Source organism: Stenotrophomonas sp. SAM-B, assembly GCF_013387485.1.
GTDB lineage: Bacteria > Pseudomonadota > Gammaproteobacteria > Xanthomonadales > Xanthomonadaceae > Stenotrophomonas > Stenotrophomonas maltophilia_AA.
Map to the genome: position 1 here is coordinate 44,436 of NZ_JABBXB010000003.1, position 12,450 is coordinate 56,885.

A 12,450-nucleotide genomic window follows, 5' to 3' on the forward strand; every position below is an offset into this window, starting at 1 on the left:
CTTCGGCGGGCCCGGTCGTTTCTGGCGGGCCGATCACGCCAATCGCGGGCGGCCGCACGCGGGACCGGGCCGGCCATGCGATAATCCGCAGTCATCCTGACGACGCGACGCGCCGCCGCCACCTATGTCTTCTGATTCGATGCGGTTCATCCGCAACTTCTCCATCATCGCCCACGTCGACCACGGCAAGTCCACGCTGGCCGATCGCATCATCCAGCTTTGCGGCGGCCTCCAGGCCCGTGAGATGGAGGCGCAGGTGCTCGACTCGAACCCGATCGAGCGCGAGCGTGGCATCACCATCAAGGCCCAGTCGGTCTCGCTGCCGTATGTCGCCAAAGACGGCCACACCTACCACCTGAACTTCATCGACACCCCCGGGCATGTCGACTTCTCCTATGAAGTCAGCCGCTCGCTCGCCGCCTGCGAAGGCGCGCTGCTGGTGGTCGATGCGGCCCAGGGCGTGGAAGCGCAGTCCGTGGCCAACTGCTACACGGCCGTCGAGCAGGGGCTGGAAGTGGTGCCGGTGATCAACAAGATCGACCTGCCCACCGCCGACATCGACCGTGCCAAGGCCGAGATCGAGGCCGTGATCGGCATCGATGCCACCGACGCCGTGGCGGTCAGCGCCAAGACCGGCCTGAACGTGGGCGACGTGCTGGAAGCGATCGTGCATCGCATCCCGCCGCCGGTGCCGCGCGATACCGACAAGCTGCAGGCGCTGATCATCGACTCGTGGTTCGACAATTACCTGGGCGTGGTCTCGCTGGTGCGCGTGATGCAGGGCCAGATCAAGGCCGGCGACAAGCTGCAGGTGATGTCCACCGGCCGCAATCACCAGGTCGACAACGTCGGCGTGTTCACCCCCAAGCGCAAGGTGCTGCCGGCACTGAACGCCGGTGAGGTGGGCTGGGTGACGGCCAGCATCAAGGACGTGCACGGTGCGCCGGTCGGCGACACCCTGACCCTGGCCGCCGATCCGGCCGCCAAGCCGCTGCCGGGCTTCCAGGAAATGCAGCCGCGCGTGTTCGCCGGCCTGTTCCCGGTCGATGCCGAGGATTACCCGGACCTGCGCGAAGCGCTGGACAAGCTGCGCCTGAACGATGCCGCGCTGCGCTTCGAGCCGGAAAGCTCCGAAGCGATGGGCTTCGGCTTCCGCTGCGGCTTCCTGGGCATGCTGCACATGGAAATCGTGCAGGAGCGCCTGGAGCGCGAGTACAACCTGGACCTGATCAGCACTGCGCCGACCGTGGTCTATGAAGTGCTCAAGACCGACGGCACCATCATCAACATGGACAACCCGGCCAAGCTGCCGCCGGTGAACATGGTCGATGAGATCCGCGAGCCGATCATCCGCGCCAACGTACTCACCCCCGAGGAGTACATCGGCAACATCATCAAGCTGTGCGAAGAAAAGCGCGGCAGCCAGATCGGCATCAACTACCTGGGCAGCCAGGTGCAGATCAGCTATGAGCTGCCGATGGCCGAAGTGGTGCTGGACTTCTTCGACAAGCTCAAATCGGTCAGCCGTGGCTATGCCTCGCTGGACTATCACTTCGTGCGCTTCGATGCTGGCCCGTTCGTCCGCGTGGACGTGCTGATCAACGGCGACAAGGTCGATGCGCTGTCGCTGATCGTGCACCGCAGCCATGCCGACCGCCGCGGCCGCGAGCTGTGCGAGAAGATGAAGGAACTGATCCCGCGCCAGCAGTTCGACGTGGCGATCCAGGCCGCCGTCGGCTCGCAGATCATCTCGCGCACCACGGTCAAGGCGATGCGCAAGAACGTGCTGGCCAAGTGCTATGGTGGCGACGTTTCGCGCAAGAAGAAGCTGCTCGAGAAACAGAAGGAAGGCAAGAAGCGCATGAAGCAGGTCGGCCGCGTGGAAATCCCGCAGGAAGCCTTCCTGGCCGTGCTGCAGATGGACAAGTAAGGCCGGATGGCTTTCCCGGCAGCGGCGGGCGGCACCGGATCGGTGTCGCCGGACGCGCAGGGGCACACCACACCGCTGCAATCGTTCCCAAGGACACTGCATGAAATTGTTTGAGCTCCTCCTGGTCGTACTGACGTTGGCCTCGGGCCTGATCCTGCTGGCCGAAAAGCTGTACTTCGCCAAGCGCCGCGCCCAGCGCGCCGGCCTGCTGGACACCGAGCCGGTGATGGTCGATTACGCGCGGGCGTTCTTCCCGGTGCTGGCGATCGTGCTGGTGGTGCGCAGCTTCATCGCCGAACCGTACAAGATCCCGTCCAGCTCGATGATGCCCAACCTGCTGATCGGCGATTTCATCCTGGTCAACAAGTTCTCGTACGGCCTGCGCCTGCCGCTGAACAATGCCAAGGTGATCCCGTTCGGCGAGCCCAAGCGCGGCGACGTGGTGGTGTTCCACTTCCCGGGCCATTCGGACAACGATCCGGCCAAGGGCGAGAACTTCATCAAGCGCGTGATCGGCGTGCCGGGCGACCAGATCGAGTTCCAGGGCAATGGCCTGATCCTCAATGGCGAGCCGGTCAAATACGACAACAAGGGCCTGTACGCCGGCCACAACGGCCAGGGCGAGGGCAGTTCGCTGCTGGTCGAGCACCTGCCGGGCCGCACGCATACCGTGCTGGAGACCGATTACGCCCGCGGTGAAGGGCAGTGGACCGTCCCGGCCGGCAGGTATCTGGTGATGGGCGACAATCGCGACAACAGTGACGACGGCCGTTTCTGGGGCCTGCTGCCGGAAGAGAACCTCCGCGGCAAGGCATTCCTGATCTGGCTGAACTGCTCGGGCTGGTTCTGCAAGGACGGCTTCGAACCGTCGCGGATCGGCACGGCCATCCATTGATTCATGGCACACGCGTATCTGGGGAGAACGCAATGAAGAACAGGACATCGCAGCGCGGCATCACCTTGACCTCGTTCCTGGTGGTGCTCATCGTGGTCGCCTTCGGCCTGTACATCGGCATGAAGCTGTTCCCGATGTATCAGGAGTATTACGCCGTGCGTACGGCGCTGAAGAGCCTGGCCAAGGAGCCGGGCGTGGCCAACATGGAGCCGGCACGGGTCCAGGAACTGTTCTTCAAGCGCATTCACATGAGCTACTCCGAAAACCTCAAGCCCTCTGATATCAAGTTCGATCGCATCGATGGCGGCTGGAACTTGAAGGTCAACTACGAAGTACGTCGTCCGTTGATCGGCAACCTTGATGTCGTGGGCAAATTTGACACAAACCAGGATCTGACTCTCCGCGGTGCCGACTAAGACCTTCCAACGCGGTGACCTGATCGGTCACGCCTTCAACGATCCGGGCCTGCTCCAGCAGGCGCTGACGCATCGCAGCGCCGGCACGCCCAATAATGAGCGGCTGGAATTCCTCGGCGACAGCATCGTCAACATGATGGTGGCCCAGGCGCTCTACGAACGCTGGCCCAAGGCCGACGAGGGCGCGCTGACCCGTGCCCGCGCCGAGCTGGTGCGTGAAGGCGCGCTGGCGGTGATCGCGCGCGAGCTGCAGCTGGGCGAGCGCCTGATTCTGGGCCCCGGCGAGATGAAGACCGGCGGTCACCGCCGCGACTCCATCCTGGCCGATGCACTGGAGGCGGTCGTCGCCGCGATCTACCTCGATGCCGGGTTTGCCGCCTGCCGCACGGTGGTGCTGCCCTGGTTCAGCGCCTCGATGCAGGCCCTGCCGGCCACCGGCAAGCCCGAGAAAGACCCCAAGACGCGGCTGCAGGAATGGCTGCAGGCCCGACAGAAGGCGCTGCCCCAGTACGAGCTGGTGTCAGAATCGGGTGACGATCATGCCAAGACCTTCCGGGTACGCTGCGGCGTAACCGACCCCGCTGTCAGCACCGAAGGCGAAGGTGCCTCGCGACGGCTGGCCGAACAACAAGCGGCTGCCGCCGCCCTTGAGCAACTGGATTCCAAGTGAACGAAGCAACCCCCCATCGTTCCGGCAGCGTGGCCGTCATCGGTCGCCCCAACGTCGGCAAATCCACCCTGACCAACGCCCTGGTGGGCGCCAAGGTCAGCATCGTCTCCAACCGCCCGCAGACCACGCGGCACCGGTTGCTCGGCATCGCCAGCTACCCGGACGGCCAGATCGTGCTGGTCGACACCCCCGGCCTGCACCGTGCGCAGAAGCGCGCCATGAACCGGGTGATGAACCGCGCCGCGCGCGGCTCGCTCGAGGGCGTGGACGCCGGCATGCTGGTGATCGAAGCCGGCCGCTGGGATGACGAAGACACCCTGGCCTTCAACGTGCTCAGCGACTCGGGCATCCCGGTGGTGCTGGTGGTCAACAAGATCGACCGCCTGAAGGACAAAGGCGCCCTGCTGCCGTTCCTGCAGCAGGTCACCGAAGGCCGCACGTTCGCGGCCGTGCATCCGATCTCCGCGCAGAAGCGCAACGGCCTGGAGTCGCTGGTCCGCGACCTGATGAAGCTGTTGCCGGAAGCCCCGCCGATGTTCGGCGAGGACGAGATCACCGACCGCAGCCAGCGTTTCCTGGCCGGTGAACTGGTGCGCGAGCAGCTGATGCGCCAGCTCGGTGAGGAACTGCCGTATGCGACCACGGTCGAGATCGAGCGCTTCGTCGAAGACGGCAACCTGCTGCGCATCGGCGCGGTGATCTGGGTCGAGCGCGAAGGCCAGAAGGCGATCGTGATCGGCAAGGCCGGCACCCGCCTGAAGGAAATCGGGGCCAAGTCGCGCCTGCAGATGGAGCGCCTGTTCGGGGCCAAGGTCTTCCTGGAAACCTGGGTCCGCGTGCGCGAAGGCTGGTCGGACGACGAAGCCGCGCTCAAGGCGTTCGGCTACGAATAAGCCGGCCACCCCGGCCCCGGGCGGGTGAGTCATGCGCATCGACGATGAGCCGGCGTTCGTACTGCATGCCCGGGCGTGGCGGGAGACCAGCCTGCTGGTTGAAGTGCTGACCGAGCAGTACGGCCGGATCGGGGTGCTCGCCCGGGGGGTCTCCAGCCCGCGCAGCCAGGCGCTGCGCGCGGCTCTGCAGCCGTTGCAGTGGATCCGCCTGACCGCCGTGCAGCGGGGCGAACTGGCCCAGCTGCGTGGGGCCGAAGCGCTCGATGCCGCGCCGCGGCTGACCGGCGACGCGATGCTGGCCGGGTTCTACATCAACGAACTGATGATGCGGCTGGCACCCCGCCAGGACCCGCTGCCCGAGCTCTACGACCACTACGCGCAGGTGCGTGCGCGGTTGCGCGATGGCGAGCCCTTGGCCTGGACGCTGCGGCGTTTCGAGCGCGATCTGCTGGAGGCACTGGGTTTCGGCTTCGATCTGCTGCACGGCAGCGACGACGAGCCGGTCGACCCGGCCGCGCGCTACGAACTGGACCCGCAGGAGGGGCCGCGTCGGCTGCTCAGCGACCGCGGTGTCGATCAGCGCCGTGGCACGGCAACTGGCAGCGCCTTGCTGGCGCTGGCCGCCGATGCGATGCCCGGGCCCGAGGATCTGGGCAGCCTGCGCCGGCCGATGCGCGCGGTGCTGATGCACCACCTGGGCGGACGCGGCCTGAAATCCTGGGAAATGCTCGAGGATCTGGCCCGGCGCCGCCCGTAGCGCCGGGGATCTACTGCAGCAGCGCGTCGACCGCGACGCGGAAGCGGCCCTGGGCACCGGTGGAATCCGGGGCCTGGTGCAGCTGGCGGACCGCTCGCGCCAGGCGTGCGGCGCCGACGAACCCGCAGCTGGCCTGCAGCCGGTGCAGCTGCCCACGCAGGGCCCGCACATCGTCCTCGCGCAGGGCCTGGGCCACGGCGTCGCGTACCCCCGGCAACTCGGCCAGGAACAGTTCGCGCAGGGCGATCAAGTGGTGGCGCTGCCCATTCAGCGCAGCGAGGGCGGTGGTCTCGTCCCAATCCTGGCGCAGGCTGTCGGCATCCTCCGCGTCCGGGTCGAGCGGGGCCGACAGGCTGCCGGCGGTATGCACCAGCGCACGACGGACCGCCTTGAGCAGGTGCTCGCGGCTCAGCGGCTTGACCAGGGTTTCGCTGAAGCCGGCATCGCGCAGGCGCGAGTGGATCGAAGTATCGCCGTCGGCAGTGTGCGCCAGCGCCGGAGTGTCCGGTCGCGAGCGGCGCAGCTCCTGCAGCAGCTGGGTGCCATTGCCGTCGGGCAGGTTGACGTCGATCAGCCACAGGTCATGCTGGCTGCCGCGGGCGCGGTCCATGGCCGTGGCCAGTGAATCGGCGGTATCGACCTGGGCCGGCAGGGTTTCCAGCGCGGCCTTGAAGAAGCCGCGGCTGATGGTGTCGTCCTCGACGAGCAGGAATCGGGGCATGGGATCCCTCGGGGTCATCTGCATATGGGCTGCCTCCATGTCAGCTGCCTCCATAGTAAACGCGAAGGCTCCGCCTGCAAGCGGTTTCAGCGGGCGGCAAGTCAGTTGGAAGTTGGTATCTGCGACAATACGCACCCTTTTTGCCCGCAGCCTGTTGCCACGTGGCCCGAACCCGCTCCCGCCTCGACCGTACCCCCTTCCAGACCGACATCCTCGACCTCAGCCATGACGGCCGTGGCGTTGCCCGCCGCGACGGCGAGGGTGGCAAGGTCACCTTCATCACCGGCGCGCTGCCGGGCGAGGTGGTGACCGCCGAACCGACCGCGCGCAACCGCCATTTCGATGAAGCCCGGACCCTCGAGGTGGTACAGGCCTCGCCGCAGCGGGTGACCCCGCGCTGCCCGCATTTCGGCGTCTGCGCCGGCTGCGTGCTGCAGCACCTGGAGGAGTCGCAGCAGATCGTGGCCAAGCAGCGCGTGCTGATCGACAACCTGACCCGGATCGGCCACGTCAGCCCCGGCACCGTGCTGCCGCCGCTGGTCGGCGACAGCTGGGGCTACCGCCGCAAGGGCCGCTTCTCGGTGCGCCGCGTCGAGAAGAAAGACAAGACCCTGGTCGGCTTCCGCGAGCTGGATCCGCGTTTCGTCGCGGACCTGAGCCAGTGCCTGACGGTCATTCCCGAGATCGGCATGAAGGTCGGCGTGCTGTCCGAGTTCATCGAAACGCTCGATGGCAAACGCGATATCCCCCAGATCGAATTCATCGCCGGCGATGACGCGATCGTCCTGACCATCCGCCACATGCAGCCGCTCAGCGACGCTGACCGCGCGGCCTGGACCGCCTTCGGGCAGGAGCACGGCTTCGCGATCTCGCTGCAGCCCGGTGGCGTGGAGTCCGTGCATCCGCTGTGGCCGGCCGAAGTACCGCTGTCGTTCAAGCTGGCCCCGTGGGACGTCGAGCTGGCGTTCCGCCCGCTGGACTTCATCCAGGTCAACGCCAAGCTCAACGTGCAGATGATCGCGCACGCGCTCGCGCTGCTCGATGCCGGCCCTGACGAGCGCGTGCTCGATCTGTTCTGTGGCCTGGGCAACTTCACCCTGCCGCTGGCGCGTACCGTGCGCAACGTGGTCGGCGTGGAAGGCGATCCCGGCCTGGTGGCGCGTGCCAAAGAGAATGCCGTGCGCAACGGCCTGGAGAATGCCGAGTTCCATGCCGCCGACCTGACCCAGGACCAGCGCCAGGCGTCGTGGATGCGCCAGGGCTTCGACAAGCTGCTGCTGGATCCGCCGCGCTCGGGTGCGATCGAAGTGCTGCAGCAGCTGCCGCTGAAGCAGTTCAAGCGGATCGTCTACGTGAGCTGCCATCCGGGCTCGCTGGCGCGCGACGCCGGCTACCTGGTCAACGAGCAGGGTTTCACCCTGGTCTCGGCCGGCGCGATGGACATGTTCCCGCACACCGCGCACGTGGAAAGCATCGCGGTGTTCGAAAAGCGCTGACCGCGTTCGGGCTCAGCGGCGCTCTTCCGGCGCGGCGTTCTGCCACTGCCCCTGTGCATCGAACACATAGGTCTGCGGGTCGGTACCGCGCTCGGTGCCGTCCCCGGCGGTGACGTCGCAGCGGATTTCCGGCGCCTGCATGGTGTGCAGTTCGCAGTCCTCGATCGCCAGGATCTGCAGGCCCTGCTGGAAGGCGCGCAGTTCCTCGCGGGCAGCAGCATCGTCGATGGCCGCGGCACGATGATCGAGCTGCTCGATGAGCAGTTCGCGGACACGCTCACGCGGAGGAACCGGCGCGTCGACATCGGCGCGCTGCATCGCCCAGCCCATCCCCTGCGGGACGAAGCGCAGCATCCGGTAGCGGTTCTTGAGACCGATCTCCATGCCGACCAGGCACTCGTACGCGCCGGTCACCGTCGTGCTCGCGAAGCACGGCCCGTGGTCGAATCCGCGCGGCGTGAACATCGACTGCAGCACCAGATCCTGGGCGGAGGCGGCCGGTTTCTTCTCGGCCTCGATCATGGCCATGATGGCCGCTTCGATCTGCGCGTGCGTGGGTGGCGTAGCGGCGGACACGCCCAGCGGCAGCAACGACAGCAGCAGGGTGGGGAACAGGGGTTTCATCGGGCGTCCTTGCAGGGCAGCCGGCCAGTATAGAAGCAGCGCGTGGCCGCCGTGCCGGGATCGCCCCATACTGTGCGCATGGGCATCGAAATCGAACGCAAATACCTCGTCACCGGTGAAGGCTGGCGCACCGCCGCACACGCGGTGATTCCGATGGCGCAGGGCTATCTCAACGACACCGCCTCGCTCGACAGTGGCGCACAGAAGGCCTCCGTGCGCGTGCGCATCCAGGGGGAACAGGCCTTCCTCAACATGAAATCGCGCGAGATCGGGCATACCCGGCAGGAGTTCGATTACCCGATCCCGGTGGACGATGCGCGCGCGCTGCTGGCGCTGTGTGTCGGCGGGCTGATCGACAAGCGCCGGCATCTGGTCGAGCACGAAGGGCTGCTCTGGGAAGTGGACGAGTTCCTGGGCGAGAACGCCGGGCTGGTGGTGGCCGAAGTCGAGCTCGAGCACGCCGATCAGGCGGTCACGCTGCCCGACTGGGCCGGTGCTGAAGTGACCGACGAGGTCCGTTATTACAATCTGGCGCTGGCCGCGCACCCGTTTTCACGCTGGTCCAGCGCTGAACGCGGCTGACCGCCAGACCTTGTAAACGCCCCGCGGCACCCACAATCTGGCCAGATGAAAATCGATATCTGGTCGGATGTGGTGTGCCCCTGGTGCTGGATCGGCAAGCACCGGTTCCAGCAGGGCCTGGCGTTGCTGGGCGATGACGCGCCCGAGGTGGAGGTGCACTGGCACCCGTTCCTGCTCGACCCCGATGCGGGAACCACGCCCGTTCCACTCCGCGAGGCCTACGCGGCCAAGTTCGGCAGCGCCGAGCGCACCGAACAGATCCTGACCCAGACCCAGACCGCGGCGCGCGCCGAAGGCCTGCCGATGGACTTCGACCAGGGCCAGGTCCGGGTCACCACGCTGCCGGCGCACCGTCTGATGTGGCTGGCCGGGCGTGAAGGCGTCCAGGCGGCGGTCGGCGAGGCGCTGTTCCGCGCGCATTTCGTCGAAGGCCGCAACCTGGCCGACCCGCAGACCCTGATCGCCGCCGGCGCTGCCGGTGGTCTCGACGCCGGGCGCATCACTGCGCTGCTGGCGGGCGAGGAGGGGCTGGAAGAGATCCAGGCCCAGCTGGCACAGGCGCAGCGGTTTGGCATTCAGTCGGTGCCCACCTTTGTGATCGACGACAAGTACGCCATCCAGGGCGCCCAGCCGCCGGAGGCCTTCGCCCAGGCACTGCGCCAGATCGCGGCGGAGAGCTCGCCCGCAGGGGCTGCCAGGCAGGGCGATGGCTGCGGCCCGGACGGCTGCGAGGTCTGACGCTGCGCGCGGGTTCTGCGACAATGCGGCGGTGCGCCATGGTGGCGCCCCGTATTGGAGACACCCCATGCTCGTGATCGGCGTTGCCGGGACCGAACTCACCGCCCAGGAACGCGAATGGCTGCAGCACGACGCCGTGGCCGGCGTCATCCTGTTCAAGCGCAACTTCGCCTCGCGCGAGCAGGTGGCCGAGCTGTCGGCGGCGATCCGTGCCGCCGCGCCGCGCCCGCAGCTGATCTGCGTGGACCAGGAAGGCGGACGCGTGCAGCGCTTCCGTGAGGGCTACAGCGCCCTGCCGGCGCTGCAGGGCTTCGATGCCCTGTATGCCACCGATCCGCAGGCCGCGCTGGCCCTGGCCGAGCAGCACGCCTGGCTGATGGCCAGCGAAGTGCGCGCCAGCGGCGTGGACCTCAGCTTCGCCCCCGTGGTCGATCTGGGTCGCGGCAATCGGGCCATCGGCGATCGCGCTTTCAGCGCAGATCCGCAGGTGGTGGCTGCGTTCACCGCGGCCTATGTGCGCGGGATGCACAGCGTCGGCATGGCCGCCACGCTCAAGCATTTCCCGGGCCACGGCACCGTGCTGGAAGACACCCACTTCGACGATGCCAGCGATCCGCGCACGCTCGATGAACTGCGCGCGCTGGACCTGATCCCGTTCGCGGCCGGCATCCGCGCCGGCGCCGATGCGGTGATGATGGCCCACGTGGTCTACCCGCAGGTCGCGCCGGAGCCGGCCGGCTACTCGCCGCGCTGGATCCAGCAGATCCTGCGCGAGGAGATGGGCTTCCGCGGCGTGGTCTTCTCCGATGACATCGGCATGGCGGCCTCGTTCTCGGCCGGTGGCGTCAAGGCGCGCGTGGATGCGCATCTGGACGCCGGCTGCGACGTGGTGCTGGTCTGCCACCCCGAACTGGTGGAAGAATCGCTGCGCGCGGTCGAAGGCCGCACTCTCAACACTGCTGCGCTGCTCGGCCTGATCGGTCGCGGCGCGCTGGGCTGGGACGGCCTGCTGGCCGATTCCCGCCATGGCACCACCCAATCCCGTTTGCTTGACACCCTTGGAAGAACCGTCTGATGCCCAACCTCACCATTTCCCAGGCCCTGGCCCAGGCCGACCTGCTGGTCGACCGTCCCACCATCGACAAGGCCATCGCTGGCATCGCCGACGCCATCGCGCGCGATTACAAGGGCGAGGTCCCGCTGTTCCTGTCGATCATGCATGGCGCGCTGCCGTTCGCCGGCCAGCTCGCGCTGGAACTGGGCGCACGTGGCCAGGATGTGCAGTTCGATTACCTGCACGCCACCCGCTACCGCGGTGAAACCACCGGCGGCGACCTGGTCTGGAAGCACAAGCCGGCCACCGCGCTGTTCGGCCGCCGCGTGCTGCTGGTCGATGACATCCTCGACGAGGGCTACACGCTGCAGGGCGTGCGCACCTGGTGCCTGGAGCAGGGCGCGACCGACGTGCGCATCGCCGCGCTGACGGTCAAGCTGCACGACCGCGCGCTGCCGGACGTCAAGGCCGACTACGCCGGCATCGACCTGCCGGACCGCTATGTGTTCGGTTTCGGCATGGACGTCAACGAGACGCTGCGCTGCGTGCCGGCCATCTACGCGATGAAGGAATGATGGAACACATTTCCCTCGCCGTCATCGGCGGCACCGGCGTCTACAAGCTGGCCCAGCTCGACGACGTGAGCAGCCACCAGGTCGAGACCCGTTACGGCACGCCGTCCGGTCCGATCCGCGTCGGCACGCTGCTGGGCCAGCGCGTGGCCTTCCTCGCGCGCCATGGCGAAGGCCATTCGCTGCCGCCGCACAAGATCAACTACCGCGCCAACCTCGCGGCGCTCCAGCAGATCGGCGCGCAGCGCGTGCTTGCGCTCAACACGGTCGGCGGGATCACCGAGCACTTCGGCCCGCGCGTGCTGGCCTGCCCGGACCAGCTGATCGACTACACCTGGGGGCGCATCTCGACCCTGTGCGAAGAGCCGGGTACCGACGTGCTGCATGTCGATTTTGGCCATCCCTACACGCCGATGCTGCGCAGCAAGGTGCTGGCCGCGGCGAAAGTCACCGGCGTACGCCTGCAGGACGGTGGCTGCTACGGCGCCACCCAGGGCCCGCGGCTGGAAACCAATGCGGAAATCGCGCGCATGCGCCGTGATGGCTGCGATCTGGTCGGCATGACCGGCATGCCCGAAGCCAGCCTGGCCCGCGAGCTTGGGCTGGACTACGCCTGCCTGGCGATCGTGGCCAACTGGGCCGCCGGCTGTGGCGATGGTGATGAGATCACGATGGCCGAAGTGCTGGCCAATGTGGACGCTGCCTCCTCCGGTCTGCCCGAATTGATCGGTGAATTGGCACGGGGGTGATTGTCATTCCGGTACAAGGTTTGCATACTCCGCCAGTGCGCTGGTTGAGCGTACACCACCCATTCATAGAAGAAGGTCTCGCATCACCATGCCGAACGGTACCGTCAAGTGGTTCAACGACGCCAAGGGATTTGGCTTTATCTCGCCGGAGGACGGCAGCGCCGACGTCTTCGCGCACTTCTCCGCGATCAACTCCAAGGGCTTCCGCAGTCTGCAGGAAGGCCAGAAGGTCACCTATGACGTGACCCAGGGCCCGAAGGGCGCCCAAGCCTCGAACATCGTGCCGGCTGAGTGATTTTTTCAGCTGCGCATTGAAAACCCCGCTTCGGCGGGGTTTTTTTTATCAGTGAGGC

General features: G+C 67.0%; 15 protein-coding genes. 13 read left to right on the top strand and 2 right to left on the bottom strand.

Translation table 11 applies throughout. From position 1 onward, the window contains the following. Positions 1-139 precede the first annotated feature (139 nt). The 6 genes from lepA to recO all read left to right on the top strand — a co-directional run bounded on the left by lepA (position 140) and on the right by recO (position 5,561). A complete protein-coding gene (gene lepA, locus HH110_RS07875; protein WP_176989513.1) occupies positions 140-1,930 on the top strand; it encodes a translation elongation factor 4 in 1,791 nt (596 codons plus the stop codon). Positions 1,931-2,030: 100 nt separating this feature from the next. After that, positions 2,031-2,825, top strand: coding sequence for a signal peptidase I (lepB, locus tag HH110_RS07880; protein ID WP_176989189.1), 795 nt, complete (start codon positions 2,031-2,033; stop codon positions 2,823-2,825). A gap of 32 nt (positions 2,826-2,857) precedes the next feature. Then, on the top strand, positions 2,858-3,241 hold the full coding sequence (locus tag HH110_RS07885) for a DUF4845 domain-containing protein (RefSeq protein ID WP_176989190.1): 384 nt from the start codon (positions 2,858-2,860) through the stop codon (positions 3,239-3,241). Next, positions 3,231-3,911 (top strand): ribonuclease III, encoded by a 681-nt coding sequence (gene rnc, locus HH110_RS07890; RefSeq protein WP_176989191.1) that lies wholly within the window; start codon positions 3,231-3,233, stop codon positions 3,909-3,911. Before HH110_RS07885 ends, rnc begins: the two co-directional genes overlap by 11 nt. Then, the gene (gene era, locus HH110_RS07895; protein WP_176989192.1) at positions 3,908-4,804 is read left to right on the top strand and encodes a GTPase Era; all 897 of its coding nucleotides are present in this window, start codon (positions 3,908-3,910) and stop codon (positions 4,802-4,804) included. Before rnc ends, era begins: the two co-directional genes overlap by 4 nt. A gap of 31 nt (positions 4,805-4,835) precedes the next feature. Further along, positions 4,836-5,561, top strand: a complete 726-nt coding sequence (gene recO / locus HH110_RS07900) for a DNA repair protein RecO (protein WP_176989193.1) — start codon at positions 4,836-4,838, stop codon at positions 5,559-5,561. 10 nt (positions 5,562-5,571) lie between these two features. On the opposite strand, the gene HH110_RS07905 is transcribed toward recO, so the two are convergent. Then, complete coding sequence (locus HH110_RS07905) at positions 5,572-6,306, bottom strand: response regulator (protein ID WP_176989514.1); 735 nt, start codon at positions 6,304-6,306, stop codon at positions 5,572-5,574. Positions 6,307-6,443: 137 nt separating this feature from the next. On the opposite strand from HH110_RS07905, the gene rlmD reads away from it, so the two are divergent. Beyond that, positions 6,444-7,778 (top strand): 23S rRNA (uracil(1939)-C(5))-methyltransferase RlmD, encoded by a 1,335-nt coding sequence (gene rlmD / locus HH110_RS07910; protein WP_176989194.1) that lies wholly within the window; start codon positions 6,444-6,446, stop codon positions 7,776-7,778. A gap of 12 nt (positions 7,779-7,790) precedes the next feature. Here rlmD and HH110_RS07915 read toward each other — a convergent pair whose 3' ends face one another. Next, on the bottom strand, positions 7,791-8,402 hold the full coding sequence (locus tag HH110_RS07915; RefSeq protein WP_176989195.1) for a hypothetical protein: 612 nt from the start codon (positions 8,400-8,402) through the stop codon (positions 7,791-7,793). A gap of 78 nt (positions 8,403-8,480) precedes the next feature. Here HH110_RS07915 and HH110_RS07920 point away from each other — a divergent pair, with 78 nt between their 5' ends. From HH110_RS07920 to HH110_RS07945, 6 genes are all read left to right on the top strand, one after another. Further along, positions 8,481-8,984, top strand: a complete 504-nt coding sequence (locus HH110_RS07920) for a CYTH domain-containing protein (RefSeq protein WP_176989196.1) — start codon at positions 8,481-8,483, stop codon at positions 8,982-8,984. 45 nt (positions 8,985-9,029) lie between these two features. Then, the gene (locus HH110_RS07925) at positions 9,030-9,722 is read left to right on the top strand and encodes a DsbA family oxidoreductase (RefSeq protein WP_176989197.1); all 693 of its coding nucleotides are present in this window, start codon (positions 9,030-9,032) and stop codon (positions 9,720-9,722) included. 67 nt (positions 9,723-9,789) lie between these two features. Next, a complete protein-coding gene (gene nagZ, locus HH110_RS07930) occupies positions 9,790-10,797 on the top strand; it encodes a beta-N-acetylhexosaminidase (RefSeq protein WP_176989198.1) in 1,008 nt (335 codons plus the stop codon). Further along, complete coding sequence (locus HH110_RS07935) at positions 10,797-11,351, top strand: hypoxanthine-guanine phosphoribosyltransferase (protein ID WP_019183441.1); 555 nt, start codon at positions 10,797-10,799, stop codon at positions 11,349-11,351. The genes nagZ and HH110_RS07935 overlap by 1 nt, the downstream gene beginning before the upstream one ends. After that, complete coding sequence (locus tag HH110_RS07940) at positions 11,351-12,097, top strand: S-methyl-5'-thioinosine phosphorylase (protein WP_176989199.1); 747 nt, start codon at positions 11,351-11,353, stop codon at positions 12,095-12,097. The genes HH110_RS07935 and HH110_RS07940 overlap by 1 nt, the downstream gene beginning before the upstream one ends. Positions 12,098-12,185: 88 nt before the next feature. After that, a complete protein-coding gene (locus HH110_RS07945) occupies positions 12,186-12,392 on the top strand; it encodes a cold-shock protein (RefSeq protein WP_019183439.1) in 207 nt (68 codons plus the stop codon). Positions 12,393-12,450: the final 58 nt, after the last annotated feature.